The following is a 19386-nucleotide window of genomic DNA, read 5'->3' as shown; positions in this document are numbered from 1 at the left end:
AGACGACGTGGCCCAGATCCTGATCGTGGAGGACGAGGAGCGGATCGCCTCGTTCGTGGCCAAGGGCCTGCGCGCCGAGGGCCACCAGCCGACCGTGGCGGCCGACGGTCCGAGCGGACTCGACGAGGCGCTGTCGGGACGCTTCGACCTCATGGTGCTCGACATCGGGCTGCCCGGCATGGACGGCTTCGAGGTGCTCGACCAGCTCCGCTCGCAGGGCAGCCGCATGCCGGTCATCATCCTCACGGCCCGCGACTCCGTCACCGACACTGTCACCGCGCTCGACAGCGGCGCCGACGACTACATGGCCAAGCCCTTCCGGTTCGCCGAGCTGATGGCGCGCATCCGGCTCCGGCTGCGCTCCCTGGCCCCGGCGGACACACCGGCCAGCGGCGACGACCTCGTCGTCGGCACGCTGCGCCTCGACCGGCGTACGCGCCGCATCTCCGGCCCCCAGGGCGAGTCCGAGCTGTCGGCCCGCGAGTTCGCGCTGGCCGAGATCTTCCTGCTAAACCCCGGCCAGGTCCTCACCCGGGAGCAGCTGCTCGACCTGGTGTGGGGCTACGACTTCGACCCCGGCTCGAACGTCGTGGACGTCTACGTCGGCTACCTGCGCAAGAAGCTCGGCACCGGGTCGATCGCCACCGTCCGCGGCGTCGGCTACCGGCTCAACTCCGGATCTTCCTAGCCCCGGATCTTGAAGCCGGCCAGCGAGCCGCGCGGCAGGCCGGCCAGCACGGGCTCGAGCGCCTCGGCCACCTCGTGCGGCAGCGGGCGCGCGTCGGGGTCGACGCGCAGGCACGCCGCGATCACCTCGGCGACGACCGGGGGCACGTCGTCGGGCAGCGCGACGGGCGCGTCGACGAGCTGCGGGAAGCGCCGGCGTACGTCGCGTGCGTCGGCGTCGCCGTGCTCGAAGGGCCTGCGGCCGGCGACGGCGTGGAACAGCGTGGCGCCGAGTCCCCACACGTCGGACGCGAAGGACGGCACGGGACCGCCGTGCTCGTGCGAGGCTCCGGGGTCGCACTGCTCGGGTGCCATGTAGGCGTCGGTGCCGATCGGGTGGCGCAGGCGTCGCGCGTCCTCCTCCGGGCGAGCGACCGACAGGTCGATGAGCCGCGCCGGGGCGCCCATGATGACGTTGCTCGGCTTGATGTCGAGGTGGGTCCAGCCGATGTGGCGGAAGTAGTGCAGGGCCGCGGCGACGTCGATCGCCAGCGGCAGGTACTGCTGCTCCTGGAGCCGCCCGTATCGGCGGATCAGGCTGGACAGGCGTGGGCCGTCGATGTGCTCCAGCACGACGTGCGGGCGGTCACCGTCCTGTCCGTCGCGCAGCCCGCGGACCACCACGGGGTGGTTGACCGTGGCGAGGGCGAGGACCTCCCGGCGCAGCCCGCGCCGGGAGGACTCGTCCTCGACCTGGGAGGGGCGCAGGACCTTGACGACCACGGGCGACCAGGTCACCTCGTCGAAGCACAGCCAGGCCTCGTAGGCGGCTCCTCCGCCGAGCCGGCGCAGCGCGCCCAGCCCGGGCGCGAGCAGCTCACCCTCGTCCAGGTGCCAGCCGTCGTCGTGCGTGCCCATCTCGCCCCTCCCTGACCGCGCCGGTCAGCCGCGGGTGTCGTTGCGGCTGCGGTCGTTGGTCTTGTTGGCCGACCAGTCGCGCGTGCGGTCGCCACCGTCGCGGGTCCAGTCGCGGGTCTTGTCGCCACGGCTCTTGTCGCGGTCGCGGCTCACGTCGGTGACGCGGCTGTTGGTGTTGTCGTTGGTGTCGCGGCTCTGGTCGGTGTACGACGGGCTGTTGGTGTTCGTGTCGTCATCGTCGTCGTTCGTGTCGTCATCGTCGTCGTCGGCGACCAGGACCAGCGACGGCGCGTCGTCCTCGCGCTTGGCGGCCTCGTCGCTGCCTGCGGAGACGACCGGCGACGACATCCCGATCAGGCCGAAGGCGGTCAGACCGGCGACACCCAGCAGGGTGGTGGGAAGGATCTTCCTCATCGTGGTTCCTCTCGTCGGGGGCCGGTGCGGCCCCGGTGTACGAGAAGACTGGCGGCCCGCCGTGAGCCGACCGTGAGGCGCCGATGAGAGGGCTCTCATGCACGGTTGTCGAGGTGGGGGACCGGGTGCGTCGGGACGGTTTCGAACCGCCGACCGCTCGGGTGTAAACCGAGTGCTCTACCGCTGAGCTACCGACGCGCAGTGGCACACCCTACGGGACCCGGCACCTGCGGGAGAAATGAGTTGAGCCGCTGGCGTCTCGGGTCACCAGCGGCTCAACACGATGAAGATTACACCCCGGTCCAAGGGTGGTTCCAAGAATCCGGGAAAACGATCCAGATCTGTCTAGACCAGGTGTGTCTCGAGGGCGGCGTGCAGCTCGCGGAGGTGCTCGTCGAGGTCCCGACCGTCCGGGTTGGCGTTGTGCACCGCCCACCGCAGCCGGCCCTCGCGGTCCACGACGTACGACGAGCGCCGGGGCGCGCCGCGGCCGGTGTCGAAGACCTCGTAGGCCGTCGACACTGCGCCGTGCGGCCACCAGTCCGACAGCAACGGGAAGTTGAGTCCCTCCGACTCGGCGAAGGTGCGCAGCGCGTAGACGGAGTCGCAGGAGATCGCTAGGACCTCGGTGTCGAAGGTGAGGAACTCGTCGAGACGGTCGCGGACCCCCGACAGCTCCCCCGTGCACACGCCGGTGAACGCGAACGGGAAGAACATCAGCACGACCGCCTTGCGACCGCGGAAGTCGCTGAGCCCCACGTCCTGGCCGAACTGGTCGCGGAGCGTGAAGTCGGGTGCCTCGTCGCCGATGCACAGTCCTTCGCAGGTCACGCTGGTTCCTCGCCGTCCTTCTGGTGGTTGTCCCACTCGGCGAGCTCCCGCTTGAGGATCTTGCCGGTGGCGTTGCGGGGCAGCTCGTCGAGGAACACGATCTCGCGGGGCACCTTGAACCTCGCCAGGTTGGCCTTCACGTGGTCGCGCAGCTCGTCCTCCGACACCTCGCCGGTGCGCACCACGAAGGCGCGCAAGCGCTGACCATAGTCCTCGTCTGCGACACCCACTGCGGCGACCTCCCCCACCTGCTCGTGGGTGACCAGGCAGTCCTCGACCTCCTGCGGGAAGACGTTCTCCCCTCCGGAGACGATCATGTCGTCGTCACGGCCCGCCACGTGGAGTCGGCCGGCCTCGTCGTAGTAGCCCACGTCGCCCGAGGACATCAGGCCGTCCACGACCTCCTTGGACCCGCCGTTGGTGTAGCCCTCGAAGAGCAGCCCGTTGCCGACGAAGATCCGCCCGGTCTCGCCCCGGGGGAGCTCGCGACCGGCCTCGTCGAGGATCTTCACGACCGTCCCGTGGGGCGGCTTGCCGGCCGACGTCGGGTCCGCGCGCAGGTCCTCCGGCGTGGCGATCGAGGCGTACGCCACCTCGGTCGAGCCGTAGATGTTGTAGAGGTTGTCGCCGAAGCGGTCCATCCAGGCCCGGGCGAGCGTCGCGGGCAGCGCGGACCCGGACGAGGCGACGACCTCGACGCGGGACAGGTCGATCCCGTCGAGCACCTCCGGGTCGAGCGCGAGCATCCGCTGGAGCATCACCGGGATCACGACCATCGACTGGCACCGCTCGTCCTGTGCGGTCCGCAGGGCCGCCTCCGGGTCGAAGGTGCGCCGGAGCACGACGGTGGAGCCCAGCAGCATCGCGAGGGCGAGGTGCGCGAAGCCCCACGTGTGGAAGAGCGGCGCCGCGATGTGCGTACGCCACCCCGCCCGCAAAGGCATCCGCGAGAGGAGCGACACGGCCGCGTCGATGCCGGCCTCCTTGCGCGGGGCGCCCTTGGGCGTCCCGGTGGTGCCGGAGGTGAGGATCACGATCCGGGCGTGCCGCTGCGGTGGGTGCAGGTCAGCCTCGTCGTGGGCGGACACGAGCCGTTCGAGGGTCTCCGCGGAGCCGGGGTCGCCGTCGGTCCACGCCAGGACGCGCCGCTCGACCCGGGCACCGGCGAGCAGGCCGATGAACTCCTCGTCGTGGATGACCATGCTCGGCGCCTCGCGCTCGAGCACGTCGACCAGCTGCGGACCCGCGAAGGCGGTGTTGAGGTAGAGGATGTCGGCGCCCAGCTTGGCGACGGCGATCGAGGCGTCGATGAAGCCGCGGTGGTTGCGGCACATCACCGCCACGGAGTCCCCCTCGCGCACCCCGCGCTCGGACAGCGCGCGCGCCAGGGAGTTGGACCGGCGGTGCAGCTCCCCCCAGGTCAGCTCACCGAGCTCGTCGACGACGCCGACCTGGTGGGGCGCGCGGGCGGCAAGCGTCGCGAACCCGCCGGCCGGGCCCGTGCCCCAGCGCAGCACGACCCGCCCGATGTCGACGAGGGTGCGCGGGCCATAGGGGCGGATCACGCCGGCGCGCCCCAGCACGCCGAGCGTCGTGGCGACCCCGGAAGCCCGGGCCGCGAGGGACGTCGAGAGGTCAGGGCTCACGCGGGAGTCTTCGGAGCGACCAGCCGGGTGGCCTGCCAGTCCTTGCTGACCGCCGCGGTGGTCGTCTGCGACAGCCCGGCGATGGGCGCGGCCTCGGAGATGTCCGCGGCGTCCACCGTCCCGGGCCGTCCGACCTTCGGGGTCAGCAACCAGATCGAGCCGCCGCCGACGAGGTCGGTCAACGCGTCGACGAGGCCGTCGACGAGGTCGCCGTCGTCGTCGCGCCACCACAGCAGCACGGCGTCGACCACGTTGCCGTAGTCACCGTCGACCATGTCGGCGTCGATGCGGTCCTCGACCGCGACGCGCAGCTCGTCATCGGTGTCGTTGTCCCAGCCGAGTTCCTGGACGACCATGCCGGGCTTGAGCCCGAGCCGGTCCCCCGTGCCTGTCACCGGGGCAGAGTCGCCCACCGTCGAGCTCACGCATTGCCTCCAATGTCCGGGTGCGCCCGATCAGCTGGCTGGACAGCCACTTGGTCGGGCATGGTTGCGCACAGTCCACAGGAACACGGCAGGAGCCGCAACCCCGTCCCGCCCGACGAACGGGCAGCGACCCCGGATGCCCGCCTTTGCGGGACTACCCGCGGGTAGATTTCGTGGGGCGGGCTCGCGTGACACGATGAGCGGGTGAGTGACGCCGAGAAGTCCACCTCCATGTCCGACAAGGGCCAGCCCATCGTGTCGGTGATCCACGAGGGACTCCCCACCCAGCTGCCCGACATCGACCCCGACGAGACCCAGGAGTGGCTCGCGTCCTTCGACGCGATGCTCGACGACCGGGGCCGTGACCGGGCCCGCTACGTGATGCTCCGCCTCCTCGAGCGCGCGCGCGAGAAGCAGGTCGGGGTCCCGGCCCTGCGCTCGACCGACTACATCAACACCATTCCCCCGGAGCGCGAGCCCTGGTTCCCCGGCGACGAGGAGGTCGAGCGCCGGATCCGCGCGTTCATCCGCTGGAACGCCGCGGTCATGGTGTCCTCGGCCAACCGCAAGGGCCTCGAGGTCGGCGGCCACATCGCCACCTACCAGTCCTCCGCCAGCCTCTACGAGGTCGGCTTCAACCACTTCTTCCGCGGCAAGGACCACGAGGGCGGTGGCGACCAGCTCTACATCCAGGGCCACGGCTCGCCGGGCATCTACTCCCGCGCGTTCCTCGAGGGCCGGCTGAGCGAGGAGCAGCTCTACCGCTTCCGCCAGGAGGTCCAGCACGGCAAGGGCGCCGGTCTCCCGTCCTACCCCCACCCGCGCCTGATGCCGGACTTCTGGGAGTTCCCGACGGTCTCGATGGGCCTGACCGCCATCAGCTCGATCTACCAGGCCCGGTTCAACCGCTACCTCGACAACCGCGGCATCAAGGACACCAAGCAGCAGCGCGTGTGGGCGTTCATGGGCGACGGCGAGATGGCCGAGCCCGAGTCGCTCGGTGCGATCCGCGTCGCCGCGCGTGAGGAGCTCGACAACCTCACCTGGATCATCAACTGCAACCTCCAGCAGCTCGACGGCCCGGTCACGGGCAACGGCAAGATCATGCAGGAGCTCGAGGCCAACTTCCGCGGTGCCGGCTGGAACGTCATCAAGGTCGTGTGGGGTCGCGAGTGGGACGCCCTCCTCGCCAAGGACGTCGACGGCGTCCTCGTCAACAAGATGAACTCCACCCCCGACGGGCAGTTCCAGACCTACTCGACCGAGGACGGCGCCTACGTCCGCGAGAACTTCTTCGGTGGTGACCCGCGCCTGCGCAAGATGGTCGAGCACATGTCGGACACGCAGATCGAGAAGCTGCCCCGCGGCGGCCACGACTACCGCAAGGTCTACGCGGCGTTCGACGCCGCGACCAAGCACACCGGTCAGCCGACGGTGATCCTCGCCCACACCATCAAGGGCTGGACCATCGACGCGCTGGAGGGCAAGAACGCCACCCACCAGATGAAGAAGCTCACCCTTCCGGACCTCAAGAAGTTCCGCGACCGGCTGTACCTGCCGATCAGCGACCGCGACCTCGAGGAGTCCTACGAGAAGACCGGCGGCGCGCCGTTCTACCACCCCGGCGCGGAGTCCCCGGAGATCGAGTACATGCTCGAGCGCCGGCAGGCCCTCGGCGGTTCGGTGCCGCGCCGCGTCAACCGCGCCACCGCGCTCAAGCTGCCCGGCGACGAGCTCTACGCCGAGCTCAAGCAGGGCTCCGGCAAGAACAAGTTCGCCACGACGATGGCCGTCGTCCGGCTGCTCCGCGACTGGATGAAGGACCCGGAGATCGGCGAGCGGATCGTGCCGATCGCGCCCGACGAGTACCGCACCTTCGGCATGGACTCGATGTTCCCGAGCGCCAAGGTCTACAACCCCGGCGGCCAGCAGTACGACTCGGTCGACCGCAAGATGCTGCTCTCCTACAAGGAGTCCGCGCAGGGCCAGATGCTGCACGAGGGCATCTCCGAGGCGGGCGCGATGGCCTCGGCCACCGCCGCCGGCTCGGCCTACACCACGCACGGCGAGCACATGATCCCGTTCTACATCTTCTACTCGATGTTCGGGTTCCAGCGCACGGGCGACTCGATCTGGGCGATGGCCGACCAGCTCGCCCGCGGGTTCCTCATCGGTGCCACCGCCGGACGGACCACGCTCACCGGTGAGGGCCTCCAGCACGCCGACGGCCACTCGCCGCTGATCGCGGCGACCAACCCGGCCGTCGTCCACTACGACCCGGCCTTCTCCTACGAGATCAGCCACATCATGCAGGACGGCCTCCAGCGGATGTACGGCACGGGCGGGCCCAACGGTGACGGCGAGAACGTCATCTACTACCTCACCGTCTACAACGAGCCGGTCTCCATGCCGGCCGAGCCGTCCGACGTCGACGTCGAGGGCATCCTCAAGGGCATCCACCGGGTCTCGACCGCCGACGGTGAGGGCCCGCGGGTCCAGCTGATGGCGTCCGGCGTCGGCTACCCGTGGATCGAGGACGCCGCGCGGATGCTCGCCGAGGACTGGGGCGTGCAGGCCGACCTGTGGTCGGTCACCTCCTGGAACGAGCTCGCCCGCGACGGCGCAGCCGCCGAGCAGTGGAACCTGCTCAACCCGGGCGAGGACAAGCGCACCGCCTACGTCAGCGACAAGCTCGCGGGCGTGCAAGGTCCGGTCGTCGCGGTGTCCGACTACATGCGCGCCGTCCCGCTGCAGATCGCGCGCTGGGTGCCGGCCGACTACCGAGTCCTCGGTGCCGACGGGTTCGGCTTCGCCGACACCCGCCCCGCCGCCCGTCGTTTCTTCCACATCGACGCCGTCAGCGTCGTCGTGCAGGCCCTCCAGGCCCTCGCCGACGCCGGCGAGGTGCCGGTGGAGAAGGTCGTCGAGGCCGCCGGGCGCTACCGGATCGACGACCCGACCGCGACCAAGGACATCGAGCAGGAGGGCGGGGACGCCTGAGGCGTCGCTCGTCCGGCCACTGGTGGGTCACCGGGGTCCCTGCGGCGTTGTCGGCCGGAGGAGCGAAGCGGGGGAGGACGAGAACGTCGTGGGGTGGACTCACGCCTCCCGCGCGTAGGACGCGGGAGGGTGGCCCACCAGCTGCGTGAAGGCCCGGATCAGGTGGGACTGGTCGGCGTACCCCAGCCGCACCGCCAGCGCGGCCCAGTCCACGTCCTCCTCGCCGTGGGCGGCGGCCATGACGTCGAGCAGCCGGAAGCGCTGCACCACCCACTTCGGGCCGATCCCGACGTGCCCGCGGAACCAGCGCTGGAGCGTCCGCAGGCTCACCCCCGCCAGGTCGGCCAGCTGGTCGGCTCGCACGAGTGACGTGTCCTCCTCGGCCCGCTCGACGAGGGCAGCCAGCCGGCCCACCAGTGGGTCGTCCTCGCGGGGCAGCCCGGCGAGCCACCGGCCCAGCACTGCTGCGCCGTCCTCCGGGCGGTCGCAGGCGAGCACCTCGTCCGCCACCGCCCGGTCGTCGAGGCCCAGCACCTCGGACGCCGGCACCTCCCTCCCCTCCAGCGCCCCCACGTCACCGCGGAGCAACGGACGGAACCCGGCCGGACGGAATCCCGCCGCCACCGTGTGACCGACCCCCTCGAGACGACGGCGGAACATGCGCGGGTGGACACCGTGGACGAGGAGCCGAGGACCGCCCGCGACGGCCTCGGCCGAGACGTGCACGACCGGCCGCGGCACGACCTCCTGGTCGTACGGGTCGGGCACGTCCCAGCGGACCCACCAGAAGTAGTCCACGAGGTCGGCGAGATCGTTGCCGGGGTCGGCCCGACCCACCTCGATGCGCCGTTCCGCCCGGCTGGGCCGCACGACGGCAGCCTGCACGCGGCCGGATCGGGAGGGCACCCCGCCAGCCTAGGCCCCGCCAGCATTTGTCGCCTTTGTCCAAGCCCCGGCCTCCCGGCGCGGCCGACACTGTCGGGACCACGACGTACGAGCACAGGAGAGACAGTGGGCGAGGAGCAGACCGTACGCATCGCGATGGTGACCCTGGACTGCGCGGAGGTCGCGCCGTCCGCCGAGTTCTGGTCGACGTTCCTCGGCTGGGAGGTGGCCGCGAGCAGCGAGGACTACGCGATGCTCACCGCGCCCGGCGGCGGTCCTGCGCTGGGGCTCGGCCGTGTCGAGGGCCACCGGCCCCCGGCGTGGCCGGACGAGGGTGGCCGCAAGCAGTTCCACCTCGACCTCGCCGTGGACGACCTCGACGCCGCAGCAGGGCGCGCGGTCGGGCTCGGCGCCCGGCTGGCGGACCCGCAGCCCGGTGAGACCTGGCGGGTGCTGATCGACCCGGCCGGCCACCCGTTCTGCCTGACCGACGCCGCGAGCTGGAGCTAGCCCGGGCCGGGGCCCTTCAGGCGCTCGACGCGCGTCGTACGGAGTGCACCGGGGCGAGCGGTGACTCCCCCGCCTCGGCCTGCACCGGCGCCACCCGGGCGCCCTCGTCCAGCAGCTGGCGCCACCGCTCGCGGTCGTAGCGGCTCGGCTCGGTGGACCGCATGAAGTCGCGGACGATCTTCACGAACCGCTCGGGGTGGTCGCGGTGCGGGAAGTGTCCCGCGTTCGGGACGACCTCGATGCGGGCGGACGGCGCGAGGGCGCTCGCGTTGCTGGCGTGGCTGACCGGGATCACCATGTCGTCGGCACCCCAGATGACGCACATGGGCATGGCCTCGGTGAGGTAGGCGCGGTCGGACATCGTGACGATCTGGCCGCGCCAGTCGACGACGGCGCGGACGACGTGCCGGATGGCTGCGCGGGTGCGCGGGTCCTTGAACGAGTCATAGATGTCGGCGACCTCGCCGAGGTCGCGCACCTGGGGCATCCGGCTGCGGGCGAGCAGCCGCATGGTCGCCGTGGTGACGTGCCGCAGGCCGGGTGCGGAGAGCACCCCCATCACCTGGTGGAAGCCGGGCGTGGTGATGGCGCGGATGGCGGGGCTGACGTCCGGCCCCAGCCCGCCCGAGGCCACCAGCACCAGGCGCTCGGTCCGCTCGGGGTACTGGTAGGCGAACTGCATCGCCACCCCTCCGCCGAAGCTGTGGCCCACCACGGTCGCGGAGTCGACGCCCAGCACGGTCAGCAGGTCGCGCATGCCGTTGGCATAGCCGCCCACGCTGTAGTCGGCACGCGGCTTGTCCGAGGACCCGTGGCCGAGCAGGTCTGGCGCGATCACGGTGTGGGTGCGGGCCAGCGACTCCATGACCGGCGCCCACGTGGTGTGGTCGCAGCCCAGGCCGTGCAGCAGGAGCACGACCGGCCCGGAGCCCATGCGGACGTACGCGCGACGGTGACCGTGCACGGTGACGTGCTGCAGGTGCGGGCTGGTGCGACGGGGCACGGGGACTCCAACGGGGCGGGGGCAGGTGCCGGATTCAACCAGATGCCGCCACCCTCGCCACTGCCGGCCCGGCGCCGATGCCAAGTCGTGACCTCGGGCCCGCGTTCGTGGGAATCCCACTACGCGCCGGCCCCCACTAGAGTCGCTCCATGTCTCCGTCCCGACGCCGCGCCGCCGAGGCCCTGCGCAACTCGACGGGGGCACTGAGCACCGCAGCGACCGGCCGGATGTCGACCGACCTGCCCTGGTTCGACGACCTCAGTGCCCAGGACCGTTCGTGGGTCGGGCTCATCGTGCAGGCCGGCATCCGGGGCTTCGTCGACTGGTACGACCAGGAGGTCGAGGCCTCGGCGCACGACCCCCTCGACGTGGTGGTCTTCGGGGCGGCACCGCGCGAGCTCACCGGCGTCATCTCGCTCCAGCAGACCGTGGAGCTGGTGCGGCTCAGCATCCGGGTCGTCGAGACCACCATCGACGCCCTGCTCGACCCCGAGGACGCCCGCGAGGTCCACGACGCCGTGCTGCTCTACGCCCGCGAGGTCGCGTTCGCCACGGCCGCCGTCTACGCCCGGGCCGCGGAGTCCCGCGGCGCCTGGGACGCACGCTTGGAAGCGCTGGTCGTCGACGCCGTGGTCCGGGCCGAGGCCGACGAGACCGTGCTCTCCCGGGCCAGCGCGCTGGGCTGGGGCGCCCACGGCGACGTCGCGGTCGTGCTGGGCGCCGTGCCGCCCCACCGCGCGGAGCTCGACGTCTTCGAGTCCGTACGCCGCTCCGCCCGAGCCGGAGGGATGGACGCCCTGTGCGCCATCCAGGGCGACCGGTTGGTCGTCGTGCTTGGCGGTGTGAGCGACCCGCTCCCGGCCGCGACGAGGCTGCTCGACCACTTCGGCGACGGCCCGGTCGTCGTCGGCCCGGTCACCGCCGACCTGGCCCATGCCAGCGCATCGGCGCGGGCAGCCCTGTCGGCGCACCGCGCGGCCAGCGGCTGGCCGGACGCACCGCGCCCGGTGTCGAGCCGCGACCTCCTCCCCGAGCGCGTCCTCGCCGGCGACGGCCACGCGCGACGCCACCTGGTCGACGAGGTCTACCTGCCGCTCATGGCCATGCGCGGGACGCTGCTGGAGACCCTCGGCGCCTGGTTCGAGCACGGCTCGTCGATCGAGGCGACCGCCCGCGCGCTCTTCGTGCACCCCAACACGGTGCGCTACCGGCTCCGTCAGGTCACCGACGTCACCGGCTGGTCGCCCACCCGGCCGCGCGAGGCGTTCACCCTCCAGCTGGCGCTGATCCTAGGGCGCCAGTCGGGTCGTACGGAACTGTAGGAACCCTACAAAAATCTGGGGGTGAGTTTCGTCGGCGTCTGACCCGCGACCCTCGTCGTGGAAGCGGCAGAGTGGGTCCCGTGCTCGTCATCGTCGCCCCAGGCCAAGGGGCCCAGACCCCAGGTTTCCTCACGCCCTGGCTGGAGGACCCCGTCTTCGCGGCGCGGTTCGACTGGCTGGCCACCGTGGCCGGCATCGACCTGGCCCACTACGGCACCGAGGCCGACGCCGAGACCATCCGTGACACCAAGGTCGCCCAGCCCCTGCTGGTCGCGACCGGCCTGATCGCGGCGCTCGACCTCTTCCCGCACCCGGCCGACGCGTTCTCCCGCATCGGCGCCGTCGCCGGGCACAGCGTCGGCGAGCTCACTGCGGCGGCCGGCGCCCGTGCGATCACCGCCGAGCAGGCGATGGTCCTGGTGCGCGAGCGCGGCAACGCGATGGCGGACGCCGCGGCCATCACCGCCACGGGGATGACCGCCGTCCTCGGCGGCGACCGCGAGGAGGTCCTCGCCTCGGTCGAGCGCCACGGCCTCACCGCGGCCAACGACAACGGCCCCGGCCAGGTCGTGGCCGCCGGCACGATGGAGCAGCTCGCCGCGTTCGCCGAGGATCCCCCGGCCAAGGCCCGCCTGATGCCGCTGAGCGTCGCCGGCGCGTTCCACACCAGTCACATGGGTCCGGCCGTCGACCGGCTGGCCTCGCTCGCCCGGTCGGTCTCGACCCACGACCCACGCACGCCGGTCATCTCCAACCGCGACGGCCAGGTCGTCCACGACGGTCGCGACGTGCTGCGCCGCATCGTCGGCCAGATCGCCAACCCGGTGCGCTGGGACCTGTGCATGGAGACGATGTCCGACCTCGGCGTCACCGGCATCCTCGAGATGCCGCCGGCCGGCACCCTCACCGGCATCGCCAAGCGGGCCCTCAAGGGCGTCGAGACCTTCGCCCTCAAGACTCCCGACCAGCTCGACGCCGCCCGCGAGTTCTGCGACAAGCACGGCGAGGCGTCGATGATCGAGACCACGCCCACGTGGCGCATGATCGTGTCCCCGGCGAAGGGCACGTTCCACCTCTCGTCCGAGGCGGTCGAGCGCGACGTGCTCGAGCCCGGCGTCGTGATCGGTGCCGTCGCCAGCCTGCGCGACCGCACCGAGATCACCGCCCCGCACGGCGGCTCGGTCGTCGAGTGGCTCGTCGAGGACGGCGACCTGGTCTCCCCCGGCCAGCCCCTGCTGCGCCTGCACCCGGAAGGTTCGAGCTGATGGCCACGATCACCACCACGACGGGGGCGCCCCACGCGGCCATCCTCGGCATCGGCGCCTACCGCCCCGTCCGCGTCGTCCCCAACGCCGACGTCGTCGACGCGATCGACTCCAGCGACGAGTGGATCCAGCAGCGTTCCGGCATCAAGACCCGCCGCTGGGCCGGTCCTGAGGAGTCGGTCCAGATGATGTCGGTCGAGGCGTCCCGGATCGCCCTCGAGCGCGCCGGGCTCGATGCCGGCCAGATCGACTGCGTGGTCGTCGCCACGGTCAGCCACCTGCTCCAGACGCCGGCCGTCGCCACCGCCATCGCGCACGAGCTCGGCACCAACCAGGCGGCCGCCTTCGACATCTCGGCGGCCTGCTCGGGCTTCTGCCACGGCATCTCGCTCGCCTCCGACTTCGTCCGCGCCGGCAGCGCCCGCCACGTCCTGGTCATCGGGGTCGAGCGCCTCACCGACATCCTCGACCTCACCGACCGCGGCACCGCCTTCATCTTCGCCGACGGCGCGGGCGCGGCGGTCGTCGGACCCAGCGACACCCCGGGCATCGGTCCGGTCGTGTGGGGCTCCGACGGCGAGCAGTTCGACCTGATCCGGCAGCGGGAGGACTGGCGCGACGTCGTCGGCAGCCCCGAGGTCCCCGGCAGCGGCGTGATGCCGCACCTGGTGATGCAGGGCAACCCGGTGTTCCGCTGGGCGTCCTTCGCCATGGCCAAGATCGGCCAGCAGGCGCTCGACAGCGCAGGCATCGGCCTCGACGAGCTCGACGTCTTCGTCCCGCACCAGGCCAACATGCGGATCATCGACGCGATGGCACGGTCCATGAAGCTGCCCGACACCGTACGGATCGCCCGTGACGTCGCCGACCAGGGCAACACCTCGGCAGCATCGGTCCCGCTCGCCCTCGATCGGATGATCGCCGAGGGCGAGGCCAGGTCCGGTGACACGGCTCTGCTCATCGCGTTCGGCGCCGGGCTCTCGTACGCCGCCCAGGTCGTCACCGTCCCCTAGCCCCGGACCACCCCGGTTCCAGACCACCCCAAGCACCACCCCCAACAAGAAGGGAAGGCCCATGGCCACCACCGAAGAAATCCGCGCTGACCTCGCCGACATCGTCAACGAGGTCGCCGGCGTCGACGCCGACGACGTCCAGCTGGACAAGTCCTTCGTGGACGACCTCGACGTCGACTCGCTCTCCATGGTCGAGGTCGTCGTGGCCGCCGAGGAGAAGTTCGGCGTGACCATCCCCGACGACGAGGTCAAGAACCTCAAGACCGTCGGCGACGCCGTCGCCTACATCGAGCGCGCCCAGGGCTGAGCCCTCTCCCACGTCACGGGGGCCGCCGTCCAGCCCGGCCCCCGTGACCCAGGAACCCCCCGAACCCCGCGAGAAACGGAACCCCATCCAATGCCCTCGACCCGCGTAGTCGTCACCGGCCTCGGCACCACCTCCCCCGTCGGAGGCGACGTCGCCTCCACGTGGCAGGCCCTGCTGGCCGGCACCTCCGGCATCTCGCACCTCACCGACGAGTGGGTCGAGCAGCTGCCGGTGAAGATCGGTGGCCGCGTGGCCGTCGAGCCGTCCGAGGTGCTCGACCGCGTCAAGGCACGGCGCCTCGACCGGTCCAGCCAGTTCGCCATGGTCGCCGCCGAGCAGGCGTGGGCAGACGCCGGCCTCGAGGGCTCCGGCCTCGAGCCCGAGCGCCTTGCCGTGGCCGTCGCGTCCGGCATCGGCGGGGTGACCACCCTGCTCGCCAACTACGACACGCTCCTCGAGAAGGGTGCCCGCCGGGTGTCCCCGCTCGCGGTCCCGATGCTCATGCCCAACGCGCCGGCGGCCAACGTCAGCCTCAAGTACGGCGCCCGGGCAGCAGTCCACGCGCCCACGTCGGCCTGCGCGTCCGGCAACGAGGCCATCGCCATGGCCATCGACATGATCCGCCTCGGCCGCGCCGACGTGGTGCTCGCCGGCGGCACCGAGGCCGCGATCCACCCGCTGCCGATGGCCGCATTCGCCAACATGATGGCGCTGTCCAAGACCGGGAGCGAGGAGGGTGGCGACCCGACGCGGGTCTCGCGCCCCTGGGACACCGCGCGCGACGGCTTCGTGCTCGGCGAGGGCGGAGCCATCCTGGTCCTCGAGTCCGAGGAGCACGCGCGCGCCCGCGGCGCCAAGATCTACGCCGAGGTGCGCGGCGCCGGCATCAGCAACGACGCCCACGACATCGCCCAGCCCGACCCCGAGGGTCGCGGCGGCACCCGTGCCATCAAGATGGCGCTGCGCGAGGGCGACGTGGACCCCGCGACCGTCGTCCACGTCAACGCGCACGCCACCTCCACGCCCAAGGGCGACATCGCCGAGGGCCTCATGCTGCACGCCGTCCTCGGCGAGCACGTCGACCGCTGCGTGGTGACCAGCACGAAGTCGATGACCGGCCACCTGCTCGGCGGCGCCGGCGCCCTCGAGGCCGTCGCCACCGTGATGGCCCTGCACGACCGGGTCAGCCCACCGACGATCAACCTCGACGACAAGGACCCCGAGGTCGACCTCGACATCCCGACGTCGCGACGCGACCTCCCGGAGGGCGACATCGTCGCGCTCAACAACTCCTTCGGCTTCGGCGGCGCCAACGTCGCGGTCGCCTTCAGCAGCGTCTGAGCACTCCGAAGGACCATAGATGACGACCACCGCCGCCAGGCCCGCGAGGCTCTCCCGCGAGGAGGACCCCCGCAACCCGGTCCACCGCCTCACCGCCCTCTTCGACGAGGGCACGCTCGAGCTGCTCACCCCCGACGACGACTCGGGGATGCTGGCAGCGGTGGGACGCGTCGACGGCACCTCCGTGGTCGCGTTCTGCAGCGACGCCACCGTCATGGGCGGCGCCATGGGCGACCTGGGGTGCCGCGTGGTCGTCGACGCCTACCACCGGGCGATCACCGACGGCGTGCCGATCATCGGGCTCTGGCACTCCGGCGGCGCCCGCCTGGCCGAGGGCGTCCTCTCCCTCCACGCCGTGGGCCGCATCTTCCAGGTGATGACCCAGGCGTCGGGCGTGATCCCGCAGATCTCGGTGGTCCTCGGTCCCGCCGCGGGCGGCGCGGCCTACGGCCCCGCACTCACCGACGTGGTCATCCTCGGCCCCGAGGGCCGCATCTTCGTCACCGGTCCCGACGTGGTCCGCTCAGTCACCGGCGAGGACGTCGACATGCTGCGCCTCGGCGGCCCCGAGCCGCACGGCCGCCGCTCCGGTGTCGTCCACATCCTCACCGAGTCCGAGCGCGAGGCCCTCGACCGGGCCCGTACGGTCGCCTCCCTCCTCGGGGCCCAGCACAGCCTCGACGTCGACGCCGTCGAGGACCGCGACCTCGAGGCTCTCCTGCCGGAGTCCAAGAAGCGCGCCTACGACGTGCACCCCCTCGTCGAGGGAGTGCTCGACGAGGGCACGATGCAGGAGCTGCACGCCCGCTGGGCGCCCAACATCGTCACCGCACTCGGACGCTTCGGCGGACGCACGGTCGGCGTGGTGGCCAACAACCCGCTGCGCCTCGGCGGCTGCCTCGACTCGCTGTCGGCCGAGAAGGCCTCCCGCTTCGTCCGGATGTGCGACGCCTTCGGTGTGCCACTGATCGTGCTCGTGGACGTCCCCGGATACCTCCCCGGCGTGGGCCAGGAGTGGGACGGAGTCGTACGCCGTGGCGCCAAGCTGCTGCACGCCTTCGGCGAGTGCGTGGTCCCGCGGGTGACGCTGGTGACCCGCAAGACCTACGGCGGCGCCTACATCGCCATGAACGCCCGCTCGCTCGGCGCCACGCGCGTGCTGGCGTGGCCCGGTGCCGAGGTGGCGGTGATGGGAGCCGTGGCCGCGATCCGCATCCTGCATCGCCGCAAGCTGGCCGAGGTGTCGCCCGAGATCCGCCCGCAGGTCGAGACGGAGCTCGCAGCCGAGCACGAACGCATCGCCGGCGGCGTCGACAAGGCCGTCGAGATCGGCGTCGTGGACGAGGTCGTCGAGCCCAGCCGCACCCGGAGCGCGATCGCCCACGCGATGCGCCACGAGATCGACACGGCCGGCGTACGACGCGGACGGCACGGCAACATCCCGCTCTGAGGCCGGTCCCGACGTAACGCACGTCACAGTGGGTCGTTGGACACCTCGAACCCCTCGGAGGTGTCATGTTGTCGACCCTGCTCGCGACCGTCGCGCTGACCGCGACGAGCCTGCTCCCCCTGCCACTCCCCCTGCCCACCGATCCCGGCGACGAGTCTCCCGTCCAGGCCGACCCGGTCGTCCTGTCAGGCGCCCTCAGCGCCCCCGACGGTCGTCTGAAGCGGGGCTGCAAGGATTATGCGTACGCCTACTCGGTCACCACGGAGTCGGAGGACTGGACCTTCGACATCACCATGCAGGACCGCAACGGCCGGGGCGTCAACGCGCAGTCCCTGATCGGCCCCAACGACCCCGAGTCCGGCGTGCTGACCTATCGGCTGTGCCGCGGGGCGACGGCGCCCGGGCGCTTCACGCTGATGGGCGTGCTCACGTCCTACGAGGGGACCGCCAGCGAGACCTCGGTGCGGGTCACCGAGACGTTCCGGCTGCGCAAGCGCAACCGGTAGGTCGTCACACCACCTGGTGCAGCCACCGCACCGGGGCACCCTCGCCCGCGTGGCGGAAGGTCTCCAGCTCGTCGTCCCACGGCTTGCCGAGGAGGTTGTCGATCTCGAGCAGGAGCGTGGTGTCGCCCAGCGCTGCCTTGACCACGGCGGCCCTGAGCCGGTCCTCGGGGATGAGGATGTCTCCGTGCGGCCCGGTGATGGCGTGGAAGATGCCCAGGTCGGGCGTGCACGAGAACCGGGTGCCCTCTGACGAGCTCGTCGGCTCCTCGGTGATCTCGAAGCGCAGGTGGTTCCAGCCGCGCAGCGCCGACGCGACAGCGGCGGCGGTGCCGGCTGCGCCGGTCCACGACAGCTCCGCGCGGTAGGAACCCGGCTGGGCAGGCTGAGGCGTCCAGTCGAGCGAGACGGCAACCCCGAGGACTCCACCCACGGCCCACTCGATGTGCGGGCAGAGGGCGGAGGGAGCAGAGTGCACGTAAAGAATGCCCCTCGTACCCGGGCCGTCCGGGCGGGAAGCAATGCGTGTGGTCACCGTGACCTCCTTGAGTTCCGACGCTCCAGATGCGCCTTCCCCAGCGGTCTGTCGTCAGTGCTCAACAAGAGTCGAGTGACACGTATGTGATTAGTGACCCCATTGTGGCCCATGTGGCGCCGGAACGCCAGCATGTCGCGCCGGTCGGTCAGGACTGCCGGCGCTCCAGGAGGTCCGCGCGCTCGGCGGCGTCGGTGAGCTCGTCGGAGTCGATCGCGTGCGTGCGGTGGAACCAGGCGAGCGCATCGGCGTCACGGCCGGCTGCCTCGAGCGTGTCGGCGTACGCGTAGCGCAGCCGCACCACCCACGCAGATCGGCTCTTCGACGTCAGCGGTGCGAGCTCGAGCGTACGCAGCGCAGCGTCGAGCTGCCCCATGTCGCGCCGCGCTCCCGCTTCGACCAGCGTCATCTCAGCCTTGGCCTCGGAGCTGAAGTTGGCGACCGACGGGCTCTTGGCCAGCTTGATCGCCTGCTCCGGGTTGCCCAGCGCCCGGTGGCAGTCCGCCATGATGGGCAGGTAGTCCGTCGCACCGTTCATCCGCTTCGCGGCACGCAGCTCCGAGAGCGCCTCGGCGTAGTGCCCGGCAGCGTAGGCGGTCTCCCCCGCAGCCTCACGCACCACCGCGATGCGCGACGCGCGAGCGCGGGCAGCGAGGGCGTGCCGATAGGCCAGCTCCGGGTCATCGTCGATGAACGTGCCCGCCGCTGCGAGGTGGCGCGCCACGCGGGCTGCGAGCTTCTCCGGCAGGCCCTTCAGCTGGGCGCGCACACCGCGGTCGAGCTCGGCACCGGTGATGTCCTCGGGCAGGTCGGGGCCGTCGTACGCGGCCTGGTCCGTGGTGCGCGGCTTCTCCTCCGTACGCCCGCGGAATCCCCGCTGGTCGGAGCTCGAGGGACGCTTGCCCCCGGGCCGGCCGCCGGACGCTCCGCCCGAGGGCTTCCCGCCGGTGGACTTCCCACCCTGGTATCCGCCTCGCGACGAGCCGCCCCTGCCGGGGGGCTGGTCGTCGCGGGCGCCGCGCCCGCGGGGCGAGGAGCCACTGCGGCCGCCACCGGACGAGCTGCCTCGCCCCGCACCGGATCCACCTCGTGCCGGACGCTGTCCTCGACGGTCCTCGGCCACAGCCGCACTCTCCTTCTTCCTGCGTCGGCCCCCGTCCCCGGGGCAACCGTACTCACTCCACGCCATGAAATGGCACAGGGGCCACCAGATTCCTGGTGGCCCCTGCCAAATGTTTGTCCGGCGGCGTCCTACTCTCCCACAACCTCTCGGTTGCAGTACCATCGGCGCTGAAAGGCTTAACTTCCGGGTTCGGTATGGGACCGGGTGTTTCCCGTTTCGCTATGGCCGC

At 71.6% G+C, this 19386-nt stretch carries 19 protein-coding genes, 1 tRNA gene and 1 rRNA gene; 10 read left to right on the top strand and 11 right to left on the bottom strand.

Features of this window, described 5'->3' with window-relative positions; all coding sequences use genetic code 11:
* The first annotated feature begins 7 nt into the window (after positions 1-7).
* On the top strand, positions 8-688 hold the full coding sequence (locus AC57BS_RS17780) for a response regulator transcription factor (RefSeq protein ID WP_496412778.1): 681 nt from the start codon (positions 8-10) through the stop codon (positions 686-688).
* Here AC57BS_RS17780 and AC57BS_RS17775 read toward each other — a convergent pair.
* The 6 genes from AC57BS_RS17775 to AC57BS_RS17750 all read right to left on the bottom strand — a co-directional run bounded on the left by AC57BS_RS17775 (position 685) and on the right by AC57BS_RS17750 (position 4870).
* Complete coding sequence (locus AC57BS_RS17775; protein WP_496412777.1) at positions 685-1584, bottom strand: serine/threonine-protein kinase; 900 nt, start codon at positions 1582-1584, stop codon at positions 685-687. The two genes, AC57BS_RS17780 and AC57BS_RS17775, sit on opposite strands and share 4 nt — an antisense overlap.
* 24 nt (positions 1585-1608) lie before the next feature.
* Positions 1609-1998 (bottom strand): hypothetical protein, encoded by a 390-nt coding sequence (locus tag AC57BS_RS17770; protein WP_496412776.1) that lies wholly within the window; start codon positions 1996-1998, stop codon positions 1609-1611.
* A gap of 126 nt (positions 1999-2124) precedes the next feature.
* Positions 2125-2196: transfer RNA gene (locus AC57BS_RS17765), tRNA-Val, on the bottom strand.
* Positions 2197-2343: 147 nt separating this feature from the next.
* Entirely contained in the window at positions 2344-2829 is a 486-nt protein-coding gene (locus AC57BS_RS17760; protein ID WP_496412775.1) for a peroxiredoxin, read from the bottom strand.
* Complete coding sequence (locus AC57BS_RS17755; protein WP_496412774.1) at positions 2826-4475, bottom strand: AMP-binding protein; 1650 nt, start codon at positions 4473-4475, stop codon at positions 2826-2828. The genes AC57BS_RS17760 and AC57BS_RS17755 overlap by 4 nt, the downstream gene beginning before the upstream one ends.
* A complete protein-coding gene (locus tag AC57BS_RS17750) occupies positions 4472-4870 on the bottom strand; it encodes a DUF3052 domain-containing protein (RefSeq protein WP_496412773.1) in 399 nt (132 codons plus the stop codon). The genes AC57BS_RS17755 and AC57BS_RS17750 overlap by 4 nt, the downstream gene beginning before the upstream one ends.
* A gap of 261 nt (positions 4871-5131) precedes the next feature.
* On the opposite strand from AC57BS_RS17750, the gene aceE reads away from it, so the two are divergent.
* Entirely contained in the window at positions 5132-7900 is a 2769-nt protein-coding gene (aceE, locus tag AC57BS_RS17745) for a pyruvate dehydrogenase (acetyl-transferring), homodimeric type (RefSeq protein ID WP_496413227.1), read from the top strand.
* A gap of 99 nt (positions 7901-7999) precedes the next feature.
* On the opposite strand, the gene AC57BS_RS17740 is transcribed toward aceE, so the two are convergent.
* Positions 8000-8806 (bottom strand): helix-turn-helix domain-containing protein, encoded by an 807-nt coding sequence (locus AC57BS_RS17740; RefSeq protein WP_496412772.1) that lies wholly within the window; start codon positions 8804-8806, stop codon positions 8000-8002.
* 105 nt (positions 8807-8911) lie between these two features.
* Between AC57BS_RS17740 and AC57BS_RS17735 the strand changes: the two genes are divergently transcribed.
* Positions 8912-9295, top strand: coding sequence for a VOC family protein (locus AC57BS_RS17735; RefSeq protein ID WP_496412771.1), 384 nt, complete (start codon positions 8912-8914; stop codon positions 9293-9295).
* A gap of 16 nt (positions 9296-9311) precedes the next feature.
* Here AC57BS_RS17735 and AC57BS_RS17730 read toward each other — a convergent pair whose 3' ends face one another.
* Positions 9312-10298 (bottom strand): alpha/beta fold hydrolase, encoded by a 987-nt coding sequence (locus tag AC57BS_RS17730; RefSeq protein ID WP_496412770.1) that lies wholly within the window; start codon positions 10296-10298, stop codon positions 9312-9314.
* A 149-nt stretch (positions 10299-10447) separates the two neighbouring features.
* Between AC57BS_RS17730 and AC57BS_RS17725 the strand changes: the two genes are divergently transcribed.
* From AC57BS_RS17725 to AC57BS_RS17695, 7 genes are all read left to right on the top strand, one after another.
* Positions 10448-11620, top strand: a complete 1173-nt coding sequence (locus AC57BS_RS17725; protein WP_496412769.1) for a PucR family transcriptional regulator — start codon at positions 10448-10450, stop codon at positions 11618-11620.
* 80 nt (positions 11621-11700) lie between these two features.
* Positions 11701-12885: an acyltransferase domain-containing protein gene (locus tag AC57BS_RS17720; RefSeq protein ID WP_496412768.1), complete on the top strand. Its 1185-nt coding sequence runs from the start codon at positions 11701-11703 to the stop codon at positions 12883-12885.
* Entirely contained in the window at positions 12885-13898 is a 1014-nt protein-coding gene (locus AC57BS_RS17715; protein ID WP_496412767.1) for a beta-ketoacyl-ACP synthase III, read from the top strand. Before AC57BS_RS17720 ends, AC57BS_RS17715 begins: the two co-directional genes overlap by 1 nt.
* Before the next feature lie 61 nt (positions 13899-13959).
* Complete coding sequence (locus tag AC57BS_RS17710) at positions 13960-14205, top strand: acyl carrier protein (RefSeq protein ID WP_129456799.1); 246 nt, start codon at positions 13960-13962, stop codon at positions 14203-14205.
* Between the two features lie 90 nt (positions 14206-14295).
* Positions 14296-15546, top strand: coding sequence for a beta-ketoacyl-ACP synthase II (gene fabF / locus AC57BS_RS17705; RefSeq protein ID WP_496412766.1), 1251 nt, complete (start codon positions 14296-14298; stop codon positions 15544-15546).
* Positions 15547-15565: 19 nt separating this feature from the next.
* Entirely contained in the window at positions 15566-16996 is a 1431-nt protein-coding gene (locus AC57BS_RS17700; RefSeq protein ID WP_496412765.1) for an acyl-CoA carboxylase subunit beta, read from the top strand.
* A gap of 65 nt (positions 16997-17061) precedes the next feature.
* Positions 17062-17502 carry a hypothetical protein gene (locus AC57BS_RS17695; RefSeq protein ID WP_496412764.1) on the top strand — a complete coding sequence of 147 codons (441 nt, stop codon included), beginning with the start codon at positions 17062-17064 and terminating at the stop codon, positions 17500-17502.
* 4 nt (positions 17503-17506) lie between these two features.
* On the opposite strand, the gene AC57BS_RS17690 is transcribed toward AC57BS_RS17695, so the two are convergent.
* The 3 genes from AC57BS_RS17690 to rrf form a co-directional block, all read right to left on the bottom strand.
* Positions 17507-18034, bottom strand: coding sequence for a DUF3145 domain-containing protein (locus AC57BS_RS17690; protein ID WP_496412763.1), 528 nt, complete (start codon positions 18032-18034; stop codon positions 17507-17509).
* Between the two features lie 148 nt (positions 18035-18182).
* Positions 18183-19157, bottom strand: coding sequence for a tetratricopeptide repeat protein (locus AC57BS_RS17685; RefSeq protein ID WP_496412762.1), 975 nt, complete (start codon positions 19155-19157; stop codon positions 18183-18185).
* Positions 19158-19272: 115 nt separating this feature from the next.
* Positions 19273-19386: ribosomal RNA gene (gene rrf / locus AC57BS_RS17680) — 5S ribosomal RNA — on the bottom strand; the annotation flags it as partial.

Source organism: Nocardioides sp. BGA-UO-ETr-FS32, from assembly GCF_059567905.1.
This window is presented reverse-complemented; position numbering and strand designations above follow the sequence as displayed.